Source organism: Chryseobacterium sp. Marseille-Q8038, from assembly GCF_965111995.1.
In genome coordinates this window covers 2546339-2571843 of sequence record NZ_CBCOPN010000001.1, presented here as the reverse complement: position 1 = coordinate 2571843, position 25505 = coordinate 2546339, and the positions used below count along the sequence as shown (strand labels likewise).

The window sequence follows — 25505 nt, the reverse complement described above, 5'->3', positions numbered from 1 at the left end:
CCCAGCTCATGAAATTCACCCCCCCCCGAAACCCTTCCGCAGACTTCCAGTTTTTACTCCTATTTTCTTATATTTGTTCATTATTCAAAATATGGACGCAACACAAGATAAAAGGCTGTTTCTCATCGATGCCTATGCGATGATCTTTCGTGGTTATCACGCAATGTATAAAAGCCAGCGATTTACAAATTCAGGAATTGAAACCACTGCTATTTTTGGTTTTATGAATTCATTGATTGAATTGATCAGAAAAGAAAAGCCAACGCATTTAGCTGTTGTTTTTGATGTAGGACAGGCAAGTGTTCGAACAAACGATTACGCAGACTATAAGGCCAACAGAAGTGAAACTCCTGAAGCTATCAAGATTGGTGTTCCATATATTCATCGAATTTTAGAAGCGATGCATGTTCCACGTTTGGGAGTTGAAGGATATGAAGCTGATGATGTCATCGGAACTATTGCATGCAAGGCTGAAAAAGAAGGATATACTGTATTTATGGTAACTCCAGATAAAGATTTTGGACAACTGGTTACAGATAATATTAAAATTTATAAGCCTGGTTATAAAGGTGGAGAAATCCAAATACTTGGTGTTGAAGAGATAAAAGCTAAATATGAAATTGAAGATCCTAAGCAGGTTATTGATTTCCTGGCTATGATGGGTGACTCTTCGGATAATATCCCGGGACTGGAAGGAGTAGGAGAGAAAACGGCGATGAAATTCCTGAAAGAATTCGGAAATATCGAAACTTTGCTGGCGAACACAGATAAACTGAAAGGAAAACTGAAAGAAAAGGTAGAAGCTTCCGCAGAACGTGGTATTTTATCTAAAAAACTGGCTACCATTATCTGTGATGCTCCCGTAGAATTCCATCAGGAACAATATGACCTGGAAACTCCGGATTTTGAAAAAGTAAAAGAAGTCTTTGATGAAATAGAATTCAGAAGACTATATGAGAACCTTTACAGAGCCTTTGCTCCGGCTGCTACAGAAACCGTAGTGGTGAGTGAAGTGGAAGTGAAGCAGACTCCGGCAGGAACAGAATTGAAAGGACAGGTTATGCAACTTGATCTTTTTGCCAATTTCGAAGAACTGGAACAGGCTACTTCCACAAAATCTACCATTGAACAGAACGATCATCTTTATCAGTTTATAGATAATCCAAAAGCTCAGAAAAAACTGGTAGATAACCTGCTGCAGCAGAAAGTTGTTTGCTTTGATACGGAAACCACTTCATTAAACGAACTGGAAGCTGAATTGGTAGGAATGAGTTTCTCCTATAAAAAAGGACTTGCCTATTACATTCCTCTCTCTGAAAACAGAGAAGAGGTTTTACAGACTTTGGAGATTTTCAGACCATTTTTTGAAAAAGAAGACCTGTTGAAAATTGCTCATAATCTTAAATACGATTATAAAGTTTTACAACAATACGACATCACCGTTAAAGGGGCTATGTTTGATACCATGATTGCCCATTATCTGCTGAATCCGGATGGAAGACATGGCATGGATTACCTTTCAGAAGTATACCTGAACTACAAACCGGTATCTATTGAAACGATCATTGGGAAAAAAGGTAAAAAACAAGGCAGCTTCAGAGATGCAGATGTAAGAACGCAGACGGATTATGCCGCAGAAGATGCTGACGTAACGTTCCAGTTGTATGAGCTTTTTGCACCACAACTGAAAAAAGAAAACCTGGAAGAGCTTTTCTATAATATTGAAATGCCTCTGATGGAAGTGCTGGCAAAAATGGAACTGGCAGGAATTTCTCTGGATGAAAAATGGCTGGCACAGGAAAGTGTTGACCTTGAAAATGATCTGAAACAACTGGAAGGGAAGATTTTTGAACTTTCAGAAGAAGAATTCAATATGAATTCGCCTAAACAGCTGGGAGAGATTCTGTTTGAAAAATTACAGCTGGATCCAAAAGCTAAGAAAACAAAAACCGGACAATATGCAACCTCAGAAGATGTTCTTCAAAAGTTATCTTCAAAACATGAGATCATCAAATATATTCTGGAATACAGAACGTATCAGAAACTGAAATCAACCTATGTAGACGCTTTGCCTTCACAGATTGAGAAAAAAGATAACAGAGTACATACCAATTTCTCACAAACTACTGCTGCTACAGGCCGTTTGGCGAGTGTAAACCCGAACCTGCAGAATATTCCGATCCGAACGGTGAGAGGACAGCAGATTCGTGGAGCCTTTGTTTCAGGAGAAGGAAAGAAAATTATTTCTGCCGATTACTCTCAGATCGAACTTCGTTTGATTGCTGAAATTTCAGGAGAGGACAATATGATCAAAGCTTTCCAGAATGGAGAAGATATTCACGCTTCTACGGCTGCGAAACTCTTTAAAATTCCGTTGGAAGAAGTCTCCAAAACCCAGAGAAGTCAGGCTAAAACCGTAAACTTTGGGATTATTTATGGACAGGGAGCTTTTGCGCTGGCAGAACAAACCGGATTATCGCGTACAGAAGCCAAGCAGATGATTGAAGCTTATTTCGAAACTTATCCAAAGCTGAAGGAATACATGGCAGAACAGGTGAACAAAGCTCGTCAGTTAGGCTATGTAGAAACTATTTTAGGAAGAAAACGTCATTTGAAAGATATCAATTCCAACAACTTTGTGGTAAGAGGTCATGCTGAAAGAAATGCTGTAAATGCTCCGGTTCAGGGAAGTGCCGCAGATGTTGTAAAGCTTGCCATGATTAAAATAGACAGGGAACTTGAAGAACAACAGCTAAAAACAAAAATGCTGCTTCAGGTACATGACGAATTGATATTCGAATCTCCGGTGGATGAGATTGAATCAGCGTCAAAACTGATCAAAACTGAAATGGAAAATGCCTTAAAAACACAGGTTCCGCTATTGGTAGAAATTGGAGTAGGAGATAACTGGCTGGAAGCTCATTAATTAATACTGTAAATCAAACCTTAAATAAAAAATTTCCGTCTTTTGGGCGGAAGTTTTTGTTTTTTTATGTCAATCGGATTGTTAGAATAGCTTTATTTTATCATTCTAATGATAGCCAAATCATCTGTTGGCTTTACCCCATACTGATGTTCCAGCTGTTTAAGTTTTCTGTTGAGCATATCTTCCGTTTCATTATTTTTCTGATCAATCATTAAATATTCCATAAAGTTGATAACTTCATCGGAGTCTGTCTTTTTAATTTTTGAAAAGCTTAAAATACCATCAGTCGCAATTGAAACATCCTCCAAATGATCAAAAAATATTTTCTGAGACTGAGCAGAATACCAATCTTCAAAATTTTCATGAAGATGATAAGCCAAATAATCAGGTTTATTATTACGGTCAAATTCTGTAATACTTCCATTGATACAAACAACTCCATCACCAATTGTTAAAACAATTCCATTGTCTGTTGTGTTGTCGTAAAGTAAGATAGTAAGAGTAGTCAATAGCTCTTTTTCATCCAGCATCAGATGATTTTTAACAAATAGAAGTTCTTTGAATAATCCTCTTATGATTTCTCTGAGTTCCTCTTCCAGACTATCTTGGCTGTCTTTTTTATATAATGCTTTGTATCCAGCTTCAATAATGACTTTACGTAGAATTTTCCCAATAAGTGTTGAAGCAAAATGACTATCCATAGCAGTAGAACAACCATCCATTATGGCACATACAATTTTATCTGAACCGATTTTTTTGATGAGGAAATCATCTTCACAGTGATTAATATGATAATCTCCTATTTGTAGTGTAGAATATAAATTCATTGGTGCTAAATTACTCCTATTTTTCCAAGAAATCCCTTATTATTTCCATGCTGGTTATATTATAAAAATGGCAACAAGTGATTTCATAAATCATTTGTTGCCAGTGCTTGTATATCCGTTTCTCTCTATTATTTAGATGTCATATTCTAATTCCCCCACATAATGCAGTGCAAAATCGTCATTTTCTACAGAAACAGGATTGGGAATAACAAATCTTGTAGCAAAAATGATCGCATTTATAGGAGTATCCAGACTGAGTTCATTCAGTTTGTTTTCCAGAATCGGAAGCCATTGATCAGCATAAGAATATTCTGCAAATTTGTCATAAAGACTAAGGCTTTCATCCTCAAAACCATATTCTATAAAGTCATCGTCAAACCACTTGATATTCTGTGATTCCGCGAATTTGGAAACATACTGATCGTCACTCTCTTCTTCTATATAATAATTTTCATCCTCTTCTACAAAAGCATAAAAATCTTCTTCATTTTTAAAATATCCTAACCAGAAGTGTGAAATTTCTTTATCCATAATTTTATATAAGTATTATTTTTTGATATTTTTTAGCAGGTGGGATTTTTCACCACTGATAAGCATCCCGGTCATGATAGCGAAACCTGCGGCATCTCCTATATTAACATTGATTTTTTCTGAAAACTGCTGAATAAAATCCCCGTTATTAAGATCATAGAGCCTAAATAATGAATTTCCAAAAGTCATTCCCATAGATTGGTTAACATTGAACACAACCGGAAGCAGCAGTAAATCCGCACTGCCGAATTTTTCTTTAATATAATTCATTTCCTCAGTACTGATAATAGTGGTAAGACCGGGAAACATCTTTACTTCTTTAGATTTATAATCTTTCTCAGCGACTTTCTTTAAAATATCCATCACTTTTGCATCCATATTAGCGCGTAAAACCGCTACATCATTAAATTTTAATTGAAGAGTATCCTTTAAAATTTTCTTTGTAATGACATCATTGTCTTCAAAATTGTTGATAATAGGTACAAAAGCCACCGTTGATACATCGCTTTTAAAAGAATAGTTTTCATTAAACACTTTTTGAGCTTGGAAAAATGTCATTCCGGATAGCATCGTAAACAAGGCGAAAATAAGGTTTTTCATAGGGTATTTCTATTACCGTCTCTTTGTTGATTGTCTTTGGTAATTCTTTTATATAAGAGAAGGGTTACTATTAAAATGTAATATTACAAAAGTTTTTTCGTGAAATAAATTTTTTGAGGTGACAACACAAAATCTGCGCAGCAAAAATAGTTCCTTAATGGTATTTTATTGTAAATTTATTCTCAGTTTAAATTTAAAAAAATGGATTTTCTTCAGGATCATTATGCTATTAAAAATGAATTGCTGCTTATCCTTATTTCTGTTATTTTAGGGCTGTTCATTGGTGCTGAACGTGAATACCGTAATAAATCTGCAGGTCTCAGAACTTTTATTCTGGTGTGCTTTGGTGCCTGCCTGTTTACGATACTTTCTATAAAAATAGGGGTTGCCAATCCCGATCGTCTTGCAGCCAATATCATTACGGGAATAGGTTTTCTGGGAGCAGGCGTTATTTTTAAAGGAGATAATAAAATTGAAGGAATTACTACCGCAACAACCATTTGGGCCACAGCTTCTATAGGAATGGCTGTAGGGTCCGGATATGTCTATATTGCCATGCTAGGAACGGCTTTAGTATTAATCATTTTAAGTGCTTTGACTTATTTGCAGAATTTTATTGATAATTATAATAAAGTAAGAGAATACAAAATAGCAGTCTCCAGCTCAGGGGATATTAAATATTGCGAAAATATCTTTAAGGAAAATCATTTAAAATTTCAGATGATCAGACAGCAGTATTCACAGGAAGGTTTTACAGTGATCTGGAGGATTACAGGAAAAAACACTCATCATGAAGGATTAACCAAACGGTTGGTAGATGATCCGAAGATTACCGCCTATCAGTTTTAGATGAGGTATATGCAAAAAAATAAAGGCCTGAGCCTTTATTTTTATTTTTTCTTGAAGATGTAAAGATCCTTGTTGGGACCATCAATCTCTTTTCCTTCCATATCCAGCTGGATCAGCATATTCTCTCCAACCTTATATTTATAATTGGCTGATTTTCCTTTTAACGTAATCATACTTCCTGTAGCATCCCATGCAAAAGTACCTTTATCCTGGTTCTTTGAATTTCTGTCAAGATATTCTTCGGTAATGCTGAATGTTTTATCATTGTTCAATGTTAAAGAAGTCTTGATTCCCGGACAGTCAGCACATGGAACAGTTGCTTCATAAGTACCGGCCCAGTCCAGTGCATTTTCAGAGGTGTCACCCGCTGCTGTAGGCGTTGCTTTGGTAATGCTGTCTGCGGCTACAGGCTGAACTGCTGTTGCAGAATCTGTGTTGGCCGTTGTTTCAGTGGTTTCTTTTTTAGTACATGAAGCTAAGAATAGCGTTGATACCATTCCCAACATAAGCATTTTGCTTTTCATCATAATAAGTAATTTAAGTATGTTTTTAATAATAAAGTTACTTCCAATAAACAAAAATTAAGCCAGAGGGAGGCGGGAGTTTAATGTTTAATGTTTAATGTTTAAAGTTTAATGTTGAATGTTGAATGTTGAATGTTGAATGTTGAATGTTGCTGGTTGATAGTTGTCAGTATGCGGTTCGGGTTTATTTTATACATTAAATGAATTTTCTGCTTTCTCTTCATTAATACATTTTACTTTTTACATTTTACAAAAACCTACTCTTAACAACTTTTCCGCCCGTTTTATAAAGCCTATTCTTATTTTTCTTCGTAAATTGGGGCAAAATTTTGATTATGACAAAAAAGATACTTTTATCTGTATTTCTTTTGCCGGCTGCAATGGCATTTGCGCAACAATATGGAGGAATGTGGATTCCTACAGAGCTGAATGAAAAGGAAATGAAGGATTTAGGAATGAAAATTTCTGCAAAAGATATTTTCAATCCTCAGAAGCCAAGCATTAAGGATGCGGTAGTACAGTTTAACGGCGGATGTACTGCAGAAATTATTTCGCCTAAAGGGCTGCTTTTAACCAACCATCACTGTGGTTTCGGTCAGATTCAGGCACATTCTACAGTTCAGAATGACCTTCTTTCGAACGGATTCTGGGCAAAAAATACAGATGGAGAGCTTCCTAATCCGGGAGTAAAAGTGGATTTTATTGTAGATATAAAAGAAGTTACTGATCATATTTTAGAAGGAACAGATAATCTTACAGAACCTGAGCTGACTAAAAAGATCAACAACAATATTGAGGTGTACAAAAACTCTCAGAAAATTGAATCTTACCAGTCGATCATGGTAAAACCTATGTATTACGGAAACAAATACTATGCGTATACCATCGAAACTTATAAAGATATCCGTCTTGTAGGAGCTCCGCCTCAAAGCATCGGGAAATTCGGGAGTGATACAGACAACTGGGTTTGGCCTAGACACACCGGAGATTTCTCTATGTTCAGAATCTATGCAGATAAGAATAACCGACCTGCAGAATATTCAAAAGACAATGTACCTTACGTTCCAAAACATTACTTACCGGTTTCTATAAAAGATAAAAACGAGAACGATTTTACTTTTGTATTCGGATTCCCGGGAAGAACTACAGAATATCTTCCTGCAGTAGGTGTTGAGAAAATCATGAAGGATATTGATCCTGCAAGAATTGCGGTACGTGATGTTGCGTTGAAAACATTGGACGAAAAGATGCGTGCTGACAATGAAACACGTATTAAATATGCTTCAAAATATGCTTCAGTAGCCAACTACTGGAAAAAGTGGATTGGTGAAGTAGAAGGATTGAAAAAATCCAATGCTGTAGAAAAGAAAGTAATGTACGAAGGTTCTTTGGTGGCTAAAAACCCGGAGATAAAGACTACTTTGGATCAGTTGAATAAGCTTTATAATGATCAGGCTCCTTATGCATTAAACAATGCTTACTATACAGAAGTAATCAGAAATGCAGAGACTTTGAAACTTGCCGGTGATTATTATGATTTCGTGGCTTCTGTAGAAGCCGGAAGAATGGATGAAAAGGAACTTTCAAAGTTAAAATCAAAATTAACTTCTTTCTATAAGGATTACAGTGCAGAGCTAGATGCTAAAGTAACCGCAAAGTTATTGGCTTTATACGTTAATAAAACTGCACCACAGTTTTTACCGGCAGGATTCAATAAATATAAAGATGAGAATGCTAATATTCCAGTAGTAGAAGATATGTCTAAAAACTCTATTATCACAGGAAGAAATGCGGTAAACGGAGGCGCATTGACTGCAGATATTGAGAAAGCATTTTCTAATCAGGATAAACTGATCAAAACGCTAAAGAAAGATCCTATTTATCAGCTGTATGTTTCTATGAGAGAAACCTATATGAAAACTGCTGATCCACAGTATACTTCACTTCAGGCAAAAATTGATGCTTTACAGAAGAAGTTCATGGCACAGCAGATGCAGACGGATAAAGACAGAAAGTTCTTCCCGGATGCCAACTCTACGCTTCGTGTAACTTATGGTAAAGTGAAAGGTTCTACTCCTAGAGATGCGGTTTCTTACGGATACCAGACTCACCTTGCCGGAGTAATGGAAAAATATGTTCCAGGAGATTATGAATTTGATGTTCCAAAGAAACTGATTGATCTTTACAACAAAAAAGATTTCGGAATCTATAAAGATAAAACAGGTGATGTTCCTGTAGGATTTACTGCTACCAACCACACAACCGGAGGAAACTCAGGAAGCCCTGCTCTTGATGCCAACGGAAACCTTGTTGGATTGAATTTCGACAGACAGTGGGAAGGAACAATGAGTGATATCAACTATGATCCTCGTTTCAGCAGAAACATCATGGTAGACACGAAATATATTCTTTTCATCATCGAAAAGTTCGCTGACTCAAAGTGGCTTGTTGATGAAATGAAGATTATAAAATAATTTTTAAAAGTTATATCTTTAAGAATCTATTTAAACCGAGTTTTAAATAGATTCTTTTTTATTTTAAATAAGATGAAAGACAGGATCATCAATGTACTGGCAGCCTTCGAATCTGAAAATATCGGAAAATCTTTTCCGCTGGATTATTGTCTGCCGCTTTATCACAGTGTTTCCGATAAAGAACTTCCTCATTTAAAACATGTGATCCGCTATAAGAATACCAGACAGTTTGAAGAAGATCTGGATCATATGGAAAAAAATTTTCAGTTTGTAAACTGGCAGGAATTCAAGGAATATAAAGCTGGAAACTTTAAACCTGCGAAAAAAGTTGCTTTGCTCACCTTTGATGATGGGTTCAGAGAGTTTTATGATGTAGCGGTTCCTGTGTTGGAGCGTAAGGGAATTTATGCCTGTAATTTTATCAATCCTGCTTTCATAGACAATAAAGAGATGATGTTCAGGTGCAAAGCGAGCCTGCTTGCGGATGCTGCTGAAAAAATAAAAACCATAGATCCTGAAATTTATTCTATCTTATCGCTGAAAAACGCAGACAGGAGCATTTTACAAAAGAAAATTTTAACAATCAATTATCAGGAAAAAGATATTCTGGATGAGCTTGCAGAAAAATTTGAAATAGATTTTAAAACCTATTCCCAAGAATATAAGCCTTATTTAACCACAGCAGAATTAAAAGAACTTACGCGTAAAGGCTTCGGAATTTCTTCGCACAGCTGGGATCATCCGAAATATGGAGATTTATCTCTGAAAGAACAGATGGAAACAACGGATAAGACTTTTGCTTATTTAAAAGAAAATGGCTTCCTGTACGAAAGTTTTGCATTTCCGTTTACCGATTTTGAAGTTAGGAAAGACTTTTTTGATGAGCTCTATAAAAATGAGGAAATCTACTGCAGCTTTGGATGTGCTGGGATAAAATTAGACAGTATAAAAAGAAATTTCCAGAGAATTCCAATGGAAATGGGAGAGAGCGGAGCACAGATATTAAAAAAGGAAATGGCTTATTTCCGACTGAAAAAGCTCATCAATAAAAACATGATTATAAGAAAATGATAACCCTGAAAACATACAACAGAAAAGAACTGGAAGATTTTATATCAACCGGAGATTTTCAGCAATATGATTTTCTTCCCATTACAAGGCATCGTGCACTGTCTCATATTCAGAATCCAAAAGCATCAGACGAAGATACACTTCTCATTCTTGCTTTTTATGAAGAAAAACTCATCGGTTATGTAGGCTGTTTTCCGGATTGTTTTATTATTGATGGAAAAGAAATCCGATATGCGTGGCTCAGTACGCTGTATGCAAACCCCGAGTACAGAAAAAAAAGACCGGCAAAAGCATTGCTTAAAAAAGTTTTTGAAGAATATGAAGGGAGAATTGCCATAACAGAATTTACCAAAGAAGCAGAAGCGCTTTACAATATAATGGGTGTTTTTGAATACATTTTCCCCAAAGAAGGAAAGCGTTATTACTTCAGAACAGATGCTGCTAAAATGATTCCTGAAAAGAAACCGGGAACAAAACCGTTGAAACCTCTTTTTAAAATTCTGGATGTCACAGCCAATGGATTGATTTCAATAAAGAATTTTACAGTACCAAAACCCAACTTCAAATATGAAGTTCAGGATAGGATCGACAAAGAAAGTGCTGATTTTATCAATGGATTTTCTGGCCAGCGGAATGCTGATGAAATTAATGCCTTTATAGATAATCCCTGGGTTTTGGAGGGTGAAAAAGATGAAAAATACCTTTTTTCCAGTTTTGCTGGTACATTTAGATATTTCTGGATTAAAATTTTTGATCAGGATCAGAAAATTAAAGCCTGTCTCTTGTTGCAGCTTCGTGATGGATATCTTAAAATCCCTTACTTTTTCACGAATGGTGATGCAGATGAGGTTGTCCGGTTTCTGAATTACTTTATTGTTACCCACAAAGTGAAAGGCTTTACCTCTTATCAAACCGCTTTGAACAAGGAAATACAACATTCAAAAGGGTTTTCCCCTATCTACGAACGTGATTTCACAAGAGAGTATCTGTTTCATAAAAATCTTCTGGAATTACTTCCCGATAATTTTAACCCAAACTATCAGGATGGAGACGGAGATTGTATGATGACGTAATTAAATTATAAAATTATAAATGATGAATTATCATTGATCAATTATCATTTAAAAACAAACCGCCTGATAACACTATCAGGCGGTTTGTTTTTTAATGTCCGAAAATATCTTTCAGGCTTACTTCTTTAAATGTTCCCATTTTATTGACAGCTTCCATATCAAGATTCTCTTTTTTACCGATAATGGCTGTATTAAAATGTATGGATTGGACTTCTGTCTGATAAAACTGTTTGATACCTTCAAACTCCAGGCTCTGGATCTGTTCATAAATATTCTTTCTGAAATCATGATGAATATTGAGCTTCTGCAGTCTTAAGGTATTAAAAAATATATTATTTCGGGTAACCCTTGTTGATGCAATCTGCTTAAGCGCAGCATTTTTGGCATTCTCAAACTGAATAGGAACTTCGGGAAGTTCGTTCATCAGTTCGTTCAGGGTATCCACTGCAATCATTAGTTTGTCAGGCTGTGTTCCGATATAAGTGGTTACATAGTCAGGGTGCTTCAGCTCAGAGTTGGCGGCGTAAGAAACATAGGCCGAGTAGGCAAGACTTTTACTTTCACGCATCTCCTGGAAAACAATTGAAGATAATCCTCTTCCAAAATATTCATTGAAAACATTGATCTTTCCAAAATGAAGTGGGTTCACTTCGTTTCCTTTACCAATCTTGCTCATTTCCATCTGAACCATATCATAGTTGATGAAATTAACATTTCCTCCTGTTGCAGGTTCCGGATACTGCTTGGCTTCAGGTATCTGAAGGCTGTCAGTTTCTATATACTGGCCGATATATTCTTTGAAGTTTTCAAAATTTTTACCGTAGAAAAATACCTGATAAGGATATTTGAAAAGCTTTTTCATTCTGTCTGTGAATACTTCAGAATTGCTGCTTTCAAGCTCTTCCCTGGAAATGACATCTGTAAAACGTGAGTTGCTGCCCAGTTTCGTGTAATTGTTTAAAGCAGTTATAATACGGTTTTTATCTTTCTTGATCGCCTGGCGGTTTTCCAGTACGGTACCCACAAACTGATTGTAGATTTCCTGATCAGGTTTTACATCCTGCATCCAATGCTGTAAAAGAGCAATTCCTTTTTCTATATTTTCTTCCAGTCCGCTTAGAGATATAATCAGCTGGTTGTTTGTTGTTTTAAAATCATTGCTGATTCCGATTTTGAAAAATTCCTTTTTTAAATCTTCCGGTGAATGGGTATCTGTTCCCAAATACTGCAGAAGCTGAGTGGAAATTCCTAGATCCCTGTCGTTATCACTTCCCAAAGGAAAAATAAAATGCAGCTGAGCAATATCGTTATACTTATTCTTTACAAAGCTTAGTTTCTTTCCGTTACGCTGATCCGTGATGATTTCTTTTTGATAATCGATAAACTCAGGTTTAATATCCTCAGTTTTATCTGCTAAAATATCTTTTAAAAACTCAGATTGTGTATCACGATTGATTTTAACAGGAGTGATTCCCGGGTTGTCAACCCTGATTAATTTGTCATTTACCCCTTTTTCTTTATTGATAACCACATAGTTTTCTTTGAAAAAATCATGGGCAAAATTCACAATATCATCTTTAGTGAAAGAAGCATACTCATCCATTTCATTCAATTCTTCTTCCCAGGTTCTTCCTTTTATATAAGAATCATAGAGTGTGGTAGCAAGACCTTCAGCCGTTTCAAGGCCTTTCATTCTCTGAAGTTTGAAATCATTAATGATGGCGGGAAGCATCCAGTCCGGGAAATCTCCTTTCTTGATCAGTTCAATTTCGTCCAGTACCATGTTCTTTGCTTCCTCCAGGGTTTGTGTTTCCTTAGGAACAGCAACGATGGAAAAATATCCATACTGTCTTAATCCCACAGAAAAAGCCTGGGCCCAAAGCATTTTCTGAGTCTGATTAATATGCAGATCCAGTAATCCGGCTTCCCCTCTGTTGCTGAGTATATTCGCTATAACATCCGCCAGCATAGCTTCTCTTGTTCCATAGCTTTCTGTTCTCCATGCCAGCTGAGTGCGTGGAGTAGTAGGGCTTTTCACTGTTCTTGTTACAACTTTTGTAATGGGCTGTTCAATAATTGGTGTCTTCTTAGGAAGTTCCTTATAAGGTAATGTACCGAAATAGTGATCAATTAACTGAATGGTCTTATCAAAATCAAGATCCCCAACCAATACCATGGCATAATTATTAGGAACATAATATTCATCGAAATATTTGTGAATAGCCTTCATTGAAGGATTTTTCAAATGCTCCGGCCTTCCCAGTGTCGTTTGCTGTCCATTAGGATGAGTAGGAAAAAGAGCATCCATCAGTTCGGAATTCACAAGCCTTGTATCATTGTCCTGCGCCCTGTTGAACTCCTCATATACGGATTCCAGCTCGGTATGGAAAAGACGAAGTACAATTTCAGAAAACCTTTCCTTTTCTATTTTCAGCCATTTTTCAAGTTCGTTGTTCGGAATATTATTTTTGTATACCGTTTCATCAAACCAGGTGTGGGCATTGGTTCCACTTGCTCCCAGAGAAGAAATCGCTTTGTCATATTCATTGGCAATGGCGTATTGACTGGCTTCCTGAGAAACTTCATCAATCTTTTTATAGATTTCCTTTTTCTTTTCAGAATCCTGTTCTGCTTTATGCTCTTCATACAATGCTGAGATCTGGTCGAGGAGTTCCTTTTCCTTTTCCCAGTTCTGAGTTCCAATACGAGAAGTTCCTTTAAACATCATATGCTCTAGATAATGAGCCAGCCCTGTATTATCAGCCGGATCATTATTACTTCCTGTCCTTACGGGAATGAAGGTCTGTATCCTTGGAGCATCAAAATTTTGAGCAAGAAAAACCTTTAATCCATTTTTCAAAGTATAGATTCTGACGTTATTTTCGTCATGTGTTACCGTAATATATTCGTATTGGTTTTTATCCGTATGTACCGTTTCCTTATGTTGTCTGTCTGTCATATATAAAACTCATTTCATTCCTTAGAAACCGGAATGCACTACAAATGTAAGGAATCAAAAAAAAGTGTTGACTCTTTTTTATCATTATTACATCTATTGTTACAGTTGAAAAGGTGAATCATGAGGCACAAACAGTTTTTACTAATGCCGTTTCCTCTTATATATTATATAATGTACCGCCTTTATTATTTATGACTGTCTATAGAAAATGGGCATTTATTTTTTCAGGAGCTATTTCCTGCTATCCATTTCTACTCCTCGCGCCTTTGCTGTTGTCCCACGCTCAGACCCATCCACTCTCCAACACAAGCTGCGGGGTAACCATTTCTATCAGGGCTAGGGAAGAAGAGGGGAGTGAATTATAAATTATAAATGATGAATGATGAATGATGAATGATGAATGATGAATGATGAATTCGGAGTTTGGGTCTTGAGTTACGTGTTTCGAGTTCTGTTTTTTAATATTTGAGTTTTGGTTTTTCAGGCTTCATATTATTACTATCCATATTCTATATTATCATCAGCAGTATTTATATATTATAAGAACATGCTTTATCCCGTTTTCATTATCCACTTTTTTGTATACCTATATTATATCCATCATCCTCTGTGCAAATCCGTGCCATCTGTGGGAAAAAAAACACCACGCATCCCAACCAATACCTATTCACTCTACAACCATATTCAATAGAAACGGGCTATAATCCTGAGTGTAGACAAAGAGAGTCCGTTTTATTAAAAATATTCCTTTTCCTATGGCTTTAGCCAAAACTTATCCTTTATACTTATCCTATATGTAATATAATATATAGAATATATATCTTTCATTACTCATTACTCATTACTCATTACTCATTACTCATTACTCATTACCCATTACTCATGATTCCCCCTTTCACGCTCAAACCCTCAAATTCTCCCACCCTCAAACCCTCCCACTGGGAATCCCAAACAAATGTTTAAAATTTTTCTCACTTTGTATCAGTGGCTTATGTTCAAATATTACGTGGATATGACATTTATGTTAAATAAAGTTGTTTTGCGTTACAATAAGTTGTTATCTTTGCCCCACTGAAAAACGAGAGTAGCTCAGTAGCGCAGAAGAGCTTTTAGCTAAGCAGAAACAATATGATACTTCAAAAAGAGACAAACAAAAAACTTTAATTTTTTTATTAAAAAGAGTTGCAGGTTTAAAAAGAGTTTGTATCTTTGCAGTCCCAATTACAGGGAGCGCAGGAGTAGAATGATTGAGGGTTTAGGAGAGATTAAGGTTACTTAAAAAACTTTAAAATTTTCTTTCAAAACATTTGGTCATTAAGAAATAAAGTTTTACTTTTGCACTCGCAAATACGGAGCGACACTGACAGAGAGATTGCTTCGTTGAAAAGCGAAAGATATAAAGATCATTGACATACAATATAACAACCAAGTAAGGAAAAACTAAAGCGTTAAAAAACTTTGAGTGAGTCAGACAAACATACAATGGAGAGTTTGATCCTGGCTCAGGATGAACGCTAGCGGGAGGCCTAACACATGCAAGCCGAGCGGTAGAGATCTTTCGGGATCTTGAGAGCGGCGTACGGGTGCGGAACACGTGTGCAACCTGCCTTTATCTGGGGGATAGCCTTTCGAAAGGAAGATTAATACCCCATAACATTTTGAATGGCATCATTTAAAATTGAAAACTCCGGTGGATAGAGATGGGCACGCGCAAGATTAGATAGTTGGTGAGGTAACGGCTCACCAAGTCTGCGATCTTTAGGGGGCCTGAGAGGGTGATCCCCCACACTGGTACTGAGACACGGACCAGACTCCTACGGGAGGCAGCAGTGAGGAATATTGGACAATGGGTGAGAGCCTGATCCAGCCATCCCGCGTGAAGGACGACGGCCCTATGGGTTGTAAACTTCTTTTGTATAGGGATAAACCTTTCCACGTGTGGGAAGCTGAAGGTACTATACGAATAAGCACCGGCTAACTCCGTGCCAGCAGCCGCGGTAATACGGAGGGTGCAAGCGTTATCCGGATTTATTGGGTTTAAAGGGTCCGTAGGCGGATCTGTAAGTCAGTGGTGAAATCTCACAGCTTAACTGTGAAACTGCCATTGATACTGCAGGTCTTGAGTGTTATTGAAGTAGCTGGAATAAGTAGTGTAGCGGTGAAATGCATAGATATTACTTAGAACACCAATTGCGAAGGCAGGTTACTAAGCAACAACTGACGCTGATGGACGAAAGCGTGGGGAGCGAACAGGATTAGATACCCTGGTAGTCCACGCCGTAAACGATGCTAACTCGTTTTTGGAGCGCAAGCTTCAGAGACTAAGCGAAAGTGATAAGTTAGCCACCTGGGGAGTACGTTCGCAAGAATGAAACTCAAAGGAATTGACGGGGGCCCGCACAAGCGGTGGATTATGTGGTTTAATTCGATGATACGCGAGGAACCTTACCAAGGCTTAAATGGGAAATGACAGGTTTAGAAATAGACTTTTCTTCGGACATTTTTCAAGGTGCTGCATGGTTGTCGTCAGCTCGTGCCGTGAGGTGTTAGGTTAAGTCCTGCAACGAGCGCAACCCCTGTCACTAGTTGCCATCATTAAGTTGGGGACTCTAGTGAGACTGCCTACGCAAGTAGAGAGGAAGGTGGGGATGACGTCAAATCATCACGGCCCTTACGCCTTGGGCCACACACGTAATACAATGGCCAGTACAGAGGGCAGCTACACAGCGATGTGATGCAAATCTCGAAAGCTGGTCTCAGTTCGGATTGGAGTCTGCAACTCGACTCTATGAAGCTGGAATCGCTAGTAATCGCGCATTTTAGATTATAAATTATAGATTTTAGATTTAAGAATCATTTAAAATTTTCAATTTAAAATTTAAAATTAATAATGAAGTCTCGTAGCTCAGCTGGTTAGAGCGCTACACTGATAATGTAGAGGTCGGCAGTTCGAGCCTGCCCGAGACTACTAATTGAAGGGATTATAGATTATAAATTATAGATTTTAGATTATTGACATTAACGGTAAAGACATCACAAAGAGATAACCGAGCACTTTCGAGTGCCGAGTTTATAAAAATATCGATAGACGAGAGTTTATCAAAAAATACTGAACTAATTTAAATATTAGGAAAGAAATCGTTAAGGGCGTATGGCGGATGCCTAGGCTTTCAGAGGCGACGAAGGACGTGGTAAGCTGCGAAAAGCTGCGGGGATTGGCACACACGAATTGATCCGCAGATGTCCGAATGGGGCAACCCGGCTGGTTGAAGACCAGTCACCTCTTAGGAGGAGCAAACCCGGAGAACTGAAACATCTAAGTACCCGGAGGAAAAGAAATCGAAGAGATTCCGTAAGTAGTGGCGAGCGAAAGCGGATTAGCCCAAAAGTCTTTATATGTTTAGAGGAATGTTCTGGAAAGAACAATCGTAGAAGGTGATAATCCTGTACTCGAAAGGCATATTAAGATGATAAATGAGTAGGGCGGGACACGTGAAATCCTGTCTGAATATGGGGGGACCATCCTCCAAGGCTAAATACTCCTGAAAGACCGATAGTGAACAAGTACTGTGAAGGAAAGGTGAAAAGCACTTCGAATAGAAGGGTGAAATAGAACCTGAAACCGTACGCCTACAAGCGGTCGGAGCACCTATATGGTGTGACGGCGTGCCTTTTGCATAATGAGCCTACGAGTTAATTTTACTAGCGAGGTTAAGGTATTAAGTACCGGAGCCGGAGCGAAAGCGAGTCTGAATAGGGCGTATAGTTAGTAGGATTAGACGCGAAACCTTGTGATCTACCCATGGGCAGGTTGAAGCTCTGGTAACACAGAGTGGAGGACCGAACCGGTTGACGTTGAAAAGTCTTCGGATGACCTGTGGGTAGGGGTGAAAGGCCAATCAAACTGGGAGATAGCTCGTACTCTCCGAAATGCATTTAGGTGCAGCGTCGTATATAAGTTTATTAGAGGTAGAGCTACTGATTGGATGCGGGGGTTTCATCGCCTACCAATTCCTGACAAACTCCGAATGCTAATAAATGTTCTACGGCAGTGAGGGCATGGGTGCTAAGGTCCATGTCCGAGAGGGAAAGAACCCAGACCAACAGCTAAGGTCCCAAAATATATGTTAAGTTGAAGCAACGCGGTTGGACTGCATTGACAGCTAGGATGTTGGCTTGGAAGCAGCCATTCATTTAAAGAGTGCGTAACAGCTCACTAGTCGAGCGGTCCGGCATGGATAATAATCGGGCATAAACATATTACCGAAGCTATGGATTTGTATTTTAGATACATCTGGTAGGAGAGCATTCTTATTGTGGAGCGGATAGAAAAGAAAATGTAGGCATAAGTAACGATAAAGCGGGCGAGAAACCCGCTCACCGAAAGACTAAGGTTTCCTCAGCCATGCTAATCAGCTGAGGGTTAGTCGGGACCTAACGCGAACCCGAAAGGGGTAGTGGATGGACAATGGGTTAATATTCCCATACTTGCTCACACTAAAAAGGGGACGGAGTGCCGTACTTACTGGAGACTGACGGAATAGTCAAGGCCTAGCCTTCGGGCGAAGCTGCTGTAGGGAAAGTGCTTCCAAGAAAAGCCGAAGTGAAGCAACCCGTACCAAAACCGACACAGGTAGTCGAGGAGAGAATCCTAAGGTGCTAGAGTGAATCATGGTTAAGGAACTAGGCAAAATAGTCTCGTAACTTCGGGAGAAGAGACGCCATCAGCAATGGTGGCCGCAGTAAAGAGGCCCAGGCGACTGTTTATCAAAAACACAGGACTCTGCAAAATCGAAAGATGCGTATAGGGTCTGACACCTGCCCGGTGCTGGAAGGTTAAGGAAGGTGCTTAGGGTTAAACCGAAGGCATTGACTGAAGCCCCAGTAAACGGCGGCCGTAACTATAACGGTCCTAAGGTAGCGAAATTCCTTGTCGGGTAAGTTCCGACCTGCACGAATGGTGTAACGATCTGGGCACTGTCTCAACCATGAGCTCTGTGAAATTGTAGTATCGGTGAAGATGCCGATTACCCGCAATGGGACGAAAAGACCCTGTGAACCTTTACTATAACTTCGTATTGACTTTGAGTAAGTAATGTGTAGGATAGGTGGGAGGCTTTGAAGCAGGCACGCTAGTGTTTGTGGAGCCAACGTTGAAATACCACCCTTTACTTACTTGGAGCCTAACTTCTTTTAGAAGGACATTGCGTGGTGGGTAGTTTGACTGGGGTGGTCGCCTCCAAAAGAGTAACGGAGGCTTTCAAAGGTACCCTCAGCACGCTTGGTAACCGTGCGTAGAGTGTAATGGCATAAGGGTGCTTGACTGTGAGACCTACAAGTCGATCAGGTGCGAAAGCAGGACATAGTGATCCGGTGGTTCCGTATGGAAGGGCCATCGCTCATAGGATAAAAGGTACTCCGGGGATAACAGGCTAGTCTCCCCCAAGAGCTCACATCGACGGGGAGGTTCGGCACCTCGATGTCGGCTCGTCACATCCTGGGGCTGGAGAAGGTCCCAAGGGTTGGGCTGTTCGCCCATTAAAGTGGCACGCGAGCTGGGTTCAGAACGTCGTGAGACAGTTCGGTCTCTATCTATTGCGGGCGTTAGATGTTTGAGAGGGCTTGATTCTAGTACGAGAGGACCGAATTGAACAAACCTCTGGTGTATCAGTTGTACCGCCAGGTGCACTGCTGAGTAGCTACGTTTGGAAGAGATAAGCACTGAAAGCATATAAGTGCGAAACTCGCCTCAAGATGAGACATCTTTTAAGGGTCGTTGGAGATGACGACGTTGATAGGCTATAGTAAAGACAGTAATGTCATAGCCAAGTAGTACTAATTACCCGTAGATTTATAGCCTGATATGGCGCACGGAAGTGCAGCAAGGTTACCTCTTTGTGAAAGTTTTTATCGATAAAACAGATATCAGAGATTAGATCTCAGATCTCAGACAAATTCGTCTGACATCTGCTGTCTTACATCTGACATCTTATATACAACCTTTAGGGTGGTTTTAGCGGTGGGGCTCACCTGTTCCCATTCCGAACACAGAAGTTAAGCCCACCAGCGCCGATGGTACTGCTAACGCGGGAGAGTAGGCCGCCGCCAGTTTTTATTTTATTTTTAAAAATCCTTTATCTGATGATAAAGGATTTTTTTTTTGCTTTATACTATACCCATAGCTACCAGCTCCAAACCTAAACACCCAACCAACATCAATAATGAGTAATAAGCAATCAGCAATGAGTAATATCTAACGTATGCCATCATTACTTATTACCCATTACTCATCTTTACCCCAACACTGTTGCCACTCCGTAGGAGTCTAAACAATTCGGGATTGTATTGTATCATTTTCCTCAACGGATGTCTTACCAAATAATAAGTTTTGGCTAAAGCCAATGGAAGAAAAAAAATTAAGAAAACGGGCTAAAGCCCGCTCCTATTGAATATGAAATGGGACAATTCACATTTTAAAATTTCATCAAACCAAATCAGAAATTCACGATTCTTCCTTCAAATCCCGAATCTCATCATTCATCACTTATCATTCATCATTAATGTCCTCCTAGCCCCGATAGTAATGGTTACCCCGCAGCTTGCGTGGAGAACCTTTGGCTTAGCTCAGGGTGAGAGCACAGGCGCGAGGAGTATGAATGAATAGCGGGATACAGCTCCTGAAATATATGGCTGTTATTTACTAAACTATTTCCCTGTATAAACGAGTTTTACTCGAATAAATTCAATAAGTTTGTAGGAGTTTTCCAAAAATAATTATAATGTCAGGAAATATTCTGATCATCGATGATGAGATCAAGCTCCTTAAACTCCTAGGAATGATCCTTTCCCAAGAAAATTTTAATGTAAAAGAAGCTTCTACGGCACGTTCTGCTATGACGATGCTGGAGCAGTATGACTTTGATGTTGTTCTGAGCGATGTGCGCCTTCCTGACGCTTTTGGGGTAGAGCTTGTTAAGTCTATTAAAACCAAATATCCTCAGCTGGAAATAATCCTGATGACAGCGTTCGGTAATATTACGGATGCAGTGCAAGCTATGAAAAATGGAGCTTATGATTATCTTGTGAAGGGTGATGATAATGAGAAAATTATCCCATTGGTGTATAAGGCTCTTGACAAAGTAAAAGACAACAAGTCAAGAATGGTTCAGCAGATTGTAACGAAAGGTTTTGATCAGATTATTGGTAAGTCACCTTTAATTTTACAATCTAAAAAACTGGCAGAAAAAGTAGCTCTAACGGATGCAGCGGTTCTTCTTACAGGTGAAACAGGGACTGGGAAAGAGGTTTTTGCGAGTGCTATTCATGAAGGAAGTGACAGAAAGAAGAATAGTTTTGTGGCCATCAATTGCTCTGCATTCAGTAAGGAAATTCTGGAGAGTGAACTTTTTGGTCATAAACAAGGTGCTTTTACCGGTGCATTGAAAGATAAAAAAGGATTGATAGAAGAAGCTAATGGAGGGACTTTGTTTTTGGATGAAATTGGTGAAATGCCTATAGAGCTTCAGGCGAAGCTACTCAGAGTTTTGGAAACCAGGGAATTCATCAAAATGGGGGAAACAAAAGTTTCAAGATCCGATTTTAGATTAATTGCAGCCACCAACAGGGATCTGGAGGATGAAATAAAGCAGGGTAATTTTAGAGAAGACCTTTATTTCAGACTGAATGTCTTTGAGATCACTCTTCCGGCTTTAAGAGACAGAAAAGAAGATCTGAAAGCGCTTGCGAAGAACTTTGTTGATATTTTTTCACATAAACTTCACCTGTCTTCTGTTCAGGTTGATCCGGATTATTATAAAGCTTTAGAGAAAAATGACTGGAAAGGGAATATCCGTGAGTTGAGAAACGCTGTAGAACGGAGTTTGATTTTAATGGATAACAATATTCTGGATGCAGAAAGTCTTCCTCATTATTCTGAAAAAAATACTAAAGAAAGTGATTCTTTAAGTATCAGATCACTGGAAAAAATACATATACAGAAGGTTTTACAGTATACAAAAGGGAACAAAGCAGAAGCATCCCGCCTACTTGAGATTGGTATTGCCACATTATACCGTAAACTGGAAGAATACGGATTAAAATAAATCTTTTATTGAGTCGTCCTAAAATAGGTTGACATAAAATTAGACAATATTTAATCCGGAGAAGTATTTATTTTCTTCGGATTTTTTATGCACTTTATCTGGCGTTTGCATATTAAGACTCAGATGTGGTCTTTTTGTATTGTAGATATCAATACTTTCTTTTACCAATGATCCTAAGTCTTGTATATTCTTTGTTTTACAAAACAGGAATTCCTGTTTTAATATTCCATTAATTCTCTCGGCCAATGCATTTTGATAACAATCATAACCATCAGTCATAGATGGTTTTATTCTGTTTTTATTAAGCATTTTCTGGTAATAGCCCGAGCAGTATTGCAATCCTCTATCTGAATGATGAATCAAAGGAGTATTTGAAACTCTATTTTTCACTGCCATCTTTAAGGCTTTGGCTACATTCTCAGTATTCATATTTGAACTTAATGAATATCCCATGATTTTTCTGCTGTAAGCATCTGTTACTAAAGACAAATAGCAGGTAGATTCTCTTGTTTTAATATAAGTTATATCGCTTACAAAAACCTGTTCTGCTTTTCTGATCTTTAATTCTTTCAATAAATTAGGATGTTTTCTAAGCCAATGTTTTGAAAAAGTTGTCTTAACATACTTTTTTTGAGCACGCACAAGCATATTCTCTCTTTCTAGATAAGCAAATAAAGCATCTCTGCCTATTTTGATTCCTTCATTTTTGAACCTTCCTTTAAGTAGGTAATAAAGCTTTCTGGTTCCAAGTCTAGGCATTTCCATTCGTACTTTTTGTACGAGTATCTTTATTTTTAGTAATTCTTTTTCACGGGTTAAGCTCCTCTGCTTATTTTGATAAACTGCCTGACGGCTTATCCCAAACAATCTGCACAGCCTGGATATGCTTATTCCTTCTCTGTGGAGTCTGAAGATTGTTGGGAGGAAAACTTTTTTCTGATTTGGGTGCCACACTGCTTATCTGATATATCAATCATGGTATTAAGAACCTTAGTTTTTAGTTTTTCATCAGCTAATTCTTTTTCCAAACGCTTAATTTTTTGAGCCGGAGTTTCTTTAGAGTTATGCATAGTATGAAGTTTAGGTTTACTCCAATCTAAGTTACCATATCTTCGCAACCAAACCAAAACTGTACTTCTGCCTTGGATACCATACTCTTTTTGGGCTTGTTTATAAGTGTAATCGCCGTTTTCTACCTGAGAAACAACTCGTAATTTAAAGCCTATACTGTAATCTCTTTGAGTACGTTTTTCATCTTTTAATTCTTGATCTTTCATAATATAAGTTGATTAAGTGTCAACTTATTTCAGGACGGGACATATCATTTTAATAAAGAGCCTATCATTTTGATAGGCTTTTTTGTTTTAGGAGATCTTAAGTTTTTGATGTAAGTATTTTAATTTCAATCATTTAAATGTTTTTATTTTAAAGTGGACTTTCTTTTGGCATATAGTCTCTGAATAAAATATTTAAAAATGACAATTTCAAGAAAAACGTTTAAAAAACGGGAGCATTCAACTTTTAGTCTGCTGATTGTATCGTACGTATTACTGACTCTTTTAACCCTAATGATTAAGATATGATGCTTATAAGTTTAATTCTGCTTTTTGCAGTATTGTTTTGGCTTTTATATAAATCAGTTGAATTTTTTGATAGAATATAAATTATGTGGAGTTTATTTTTCCTCTCAATACTTGCCTTTGTGTATATCTGTTATGTTTTAATTAAACCTGAAAAATTTTAATTGGTCATGAATACAGAAATTTTAGGCATTATAGCAATGTTTGCTGTCACGTTAGTTATAGGAATATTTTTAGGTAAATACATAGCTAATGTTTATGGATACAAAAAAACTTTTCTTGATCCGGTTTTTGAACCTGTTGAAAAGTTAATTTATAAAATATCGGGTATTAATCCTACCCGTCAGATGAATTGGAAACAGAATATGTACGCCATGCTGGCCATTAATCTGATATGGTTCATCATTGGTTTTCTTCTCTTAATGAATCAGGCCTGGCTTCCTTTAAATCCAGATGGAAATCCGAATATGTCACCCGATCTGGCTTTTAATACTACCATTTCATTCTTAGTTAACTGTAATTTACAGCACTATTCAGGAGAAACAGGAGTAAGCTATCTGAGCCAGCTTTATCTGATGTTTTTACAGTTTGTAACGGCAGCAACAGGAATGGCGGCAATGGCGGTTCTTTTCAAAGCTTTTAAAGAAAAAACAAGCACAGAATTAGGGAATTTCTATGATTTTTTTACAAAATCCATGATCAGAATCTTGGTTCCAATAAGTGTAATTGTTGCTTTAATTCTTTCCATCAACGGAAGCCCGATGACTTTCGAAGGGAGAGATCACATCATAACACTGGAAGGTCAGAAAGCTGATGTTTCCAGAGGTCCTGTATCTGCATTTGTTGCGATCAAGCATTTGGGAACCAATGGAGGTGGATTTTTCGGAGCAAACTCGGCACATCCGCTTGAAAACCCTAATTATATCACCAATATGACAGAGATGGTTACTCAGATGATCATTCCTTTTGCATTGGTATTTGCCCTTGGTTTTTATCTAAAGAAAAGAAAACTTTCATGGGTGATTTTTACTGTAATGACTGTCGGTTTCCTGGCGCTTACCATTCCGAATGTTGTGAATGAAACAGGAGGAAATCCTCTGATTACACAAATGGGAACAGACAACAGTCTGGGAGCAATGGAAGGCAAAGAAATACGCTTCGGAAGTGCTTCATCTGGTTATTGGAGTATCGCAACTACAGTTATTTCCACAGGATCTGTGAATTCTATGCATGACAGTACAATGCCGCTTTCGGGGATGAATGAGCTGCTTGCGATGATGATCAACTGTTTCTACGGAGGTTGTGGAGTCGGAATTCTGAACTATTTCATCTTTATTACTCTGGCAGTATTCATCAGTGGTCTGATGGTAGGAAGGACTCCTGAATTTATGGGTAAAAAGATTGAAGCCAAAGAGATGAAGATCGCGATGATTGTGGCTTTATTCCATCCTTTCTTAATTCTCGCAGGAACAGCTTTAACAGCTTACTTACCTGAGTTTGGAGCAAAAACATTGAACAATCCCGGTTTCCATGGTTTTAGTGAAATGCTGTACGAATTTACTTCTTCTGCCGCGAATAACGGATCCGGATTCGAGGGACTTGGAGATAATACGCCGTGGTGGAATATCTCAACGGGAATTGTCCTGTTACTATCCAGATTCATTCCGATTATTGGACCGGTAGCGATTGCAGGACTATTGGCACAGAAGAAATACATCCCTGAAAGTTCCGGAACCCTAAAAACAGATACAGCTACTTTCGGATTTATGACACTGGCAGTGATTTTACTGATTGCAGCACTATCTTTCTTCCCTGCATTGACATTAGGACCTATCGCAGAGCAGATCCAGTATTTCTCAAAATAAATGTGAACATTAAAAATTACAATCAATATTCAACCATTAAGGAAGCTAAAGTTTGAGGAAGCTAGTCTGACACTTACTGAAACGTTCACTTAATATTATCCATATCTATCCTTATTATTTGGCA

At 38.0% G+C, this 25505-nt stretch carries 14 protein-coding genes, 1 tRNA gene and 3 rRNA genes; 12 read left to right on the top strand and 6 right to left on the bottom strand.

The features are described 5' to 3' along the window. Positions 1 to 91 precede the first annotated feature (91 nt). Positions 92 to 2926, top strand: coding sequence for a DNA polymerase I (gene polA, locus ACWPWS_RS11880; protein ID WP_454046631.1), 2835 nt, complete (start codon positions 92 to 94; stop codon positions 2924 to 2926). Positions 2927 to 3018: 92 nt separating this feature from the next. On the opposite strand, the gene ACWPWS_RS11875 is transcribed toward polA, so the two are convergent. The 3 genes from ACWPWS_RS11875 to ACWPWS_RS11865 form a co-directional block, all read right to left on the bottom strand. Further along, positions 3019 to 3753, bottom strand: a complete 735-nt coding sequence (locus ACWPWS_RS11875) for a protein phosphatase 2C domain-containing protein (protein ID WP_454046630.1) — start codon at positions 3751 to 3753, stop codon at positions 3019 to 3021. Between the two features lie 132 nt (positions 3754 to 3885). Next, on the bottom strand, positions 3886 to 4284 hold the full coding sequence (locus tag ACWPWS_RS11870) for an immunity 22 family protein (protein WP_209785741.1): 399 nt from the start codon (positions 4282 to 4284) through the stop codon (positions 3886 to 3888). A 15-nt stretch (positions 4285 to 4299) separates the two neighbouring features. After that, the gene (locus tag ACWPWS_RS11865) at positions 4300 to 4884 is read right to left on the bottom strand and encodes a hypothetical protein (protein ID WP_454046629.1); all 585 of its coding nucleotides are present in this window, start codon (positions 4882 to 4884) and stop codon (positions 4300 to 4302) included. Between the two features lie 201 nt (positions 4885 to 5085). On the opposite strand from ACWPWS_RS11865, the gene ACWPWS_RS11860 reads away from it, so the two are divergent. Further along, positions 5086 to 5733 (top strand): MgtC/SapB family protein, encoded by a 648-nt coding sequence (locus ACWPWS_RS11860; protein ID WP_454046628.1) that lies wholly within the window; start codon positions 5086 to 5088, stop codon positions 5731 to 5733. 41 nt (positions 5734 to 5774) lie between these two features. Here ACWPWS_RS11860 and ACWPWS_RS11855 read toward each other — a convergent pair whose 3' ends face one another. Further along, on the bottom strand, positions 5775 to 6260 hold the full coding sequence (locus tag ACWPWS_RS11855) for a copper resistance protein NlpE (RefSeq protein ID WP_228421840.1): 486 nt from the start codon (positions 6258 to 6260) through the stop codon (positions 5775 to 5777). A gap of 332 nt (positions 6261 to 6592) precedes the next feature. Between ACWPWS_RS11855 and ACWPWS_RS11850 the strand changes: the two genes are divergently transcribed. The 3 genes from ACWPWS_RS11850 (at position 6593) to ACWPWS_RS11840 (ending at position 10875) form a co-directional block, all read left to right on the top strand. Continuing rightward, positions 6593 to 8731 (top strand): S46 family peptidase, encoded by a 2139-nt coding sequence (locus ACWPWS_RS11850; protein WP_454046627.1) that lies wholly within the window; start codon positions 6593 to 6595, stop codon positions 8729 to 8731. 72 nt (positions 8732 to 8803) lie between these two features. Then, positions 8804 to 9802 (top strand): polysaccharide deacetylase family protein, encoded by a 999-nt coding sequence (locus tag ACWPWS_RS11845; protein WP_454046626.1) that lies wholly within the window; start codon positions 8804 to 8806, stop codon positions 9800 to 9802. Then, positions 9799 to 10875 (top strand): GNAT family N-acetyltransferase, encoded by a 1077-nt coding sequence (locus ACWPWS_RS11840; protein ID WP_454046625.1) that lies wholly within the window; start codon positions 9799 to 9801, stop codon positions 10873 to 10875. Before ACWPWS_RS11845 ends, ACWPWS_RS11840 begins: the two co-directional genes overlap by 4 nt. Positions 10876 to 10966: 91 nt before the next feature. On the opposite strand, the gene ACWPWS_RS11835 is transcribed toward ACWPWS_RS11840, so the two are convergent. Further along, on the bottom strand, positions 10967 to 13834 hold the full coding sequence (locus tag ACWPWS_RS11835) for a M16 family metallopeptidase (protein WP_454046624.1): 2868 nt from the start codon (positions 13832 to 13834) through the stop codon (positions 10967 to 10969). Positions 13835 to 15313: 1479 nt separating this feature from the next. Between ACWPWS_RS11835 and ACWPWS_RS11830 the strand changes: the two genes are divergently transcribed. The 5 genes from ACWPWS_RS11830 to ACWPWS_RS11810 all read left to right on the top strand — a co-directional run bounded on the left by ACWPWS_RS11830 (position 15314) and on the right by ACWPWS_RS11810 (position 21936). Further along, positions 15314 to 16698 (top strand): 16S ribosomal RNA (locus ACWPWS_RS11830). Between the two features lie 30 nt (positions 16699 to 16728). Next, positions 16729 to 16802: transfer RNA gene (locus ACWPWS_RS11825), tRNA-Ile, on the top strand. Between the two features lie 163 nt (positions 16803 to 16965). Continuing rightward, positions 16966 to 19693 (top strand): 23S ribosomal RNA (locus ACWPWS_RS11820). Positions 19694 to 19837: 144 nt separating this feature from the next. After that, positions 19838 to 19945, top strand: a 5S ribosomal RNA gene (gene rrf, locus ACWPWS_RS11815). The 16S, 23S and 5S rRNA genes sit together here with 1 tRNA gene alongside, the layout of an rRNA operon. 668 nt (positions 19946 to 20613) lie before the next feature. After that, positions 20614 to 21936, top strand: a complete 1323-nt coding sequence (locus ACWPWS_RS11810) for a sigma-54-dependent transcriptional regulator (RefSeq protein WP_454046623.1) — start codon at positions 20614 to 20616, stop codon at positions 21934 to 21936. A 39-nt stretch (positions 21937 to 21975) separates the two neighbouring features. Here ACWPWS_RS11810 and ACWPWS_RS11805 read toward each other — a convergent pair. Continuing rightward, positions 21976 to 23213 (bottom strand): IS3 family transposase gene (locus tag ACWPWS_RS11805; RefSeq protein WP_454046622.1). Its coding sequence is split into 2 segments (ribosomal slippage): positions 21976 to 22856 and positions 22856 to 23213, totalling 1239 coding nucleotides; the frame shifts between segments, so codons are not numbered across the junction. Between the two features lie 389 nt (positions 23214 to 23602). Here ACWPWS_RS11805 and ACWPWS_RS11800 point away from each other — a divergent pair. Next, positions 23603 to 23680 carry a potassium-transporting ATPase subunit F gene (locus ACWPWS_RS11800; protein ID WP_077415921.1) on the top strand — a complete coding sequence of 26 codons (78 nt, stop codon included), beginning with the start codon at positions 23603 to 23605 and terminating at the stop codon, positions 23678 to 23680. 6 nt (positions 23681 to 23686) lie between these two features. Beyond that, positions 23687 to 25381, top strand: a complete 1695-nt coding sequence (gene kdpA, locus ACWPWS_RS11795) for a potassium-transporting ATPase subunit KdpA (protein WP_454046621.1) — start codon at positions 23687 to 23689, stop codon at positions 25379 to 25381. Positions 25382 to 25505 lie beyond the last annotated feature (124 nt).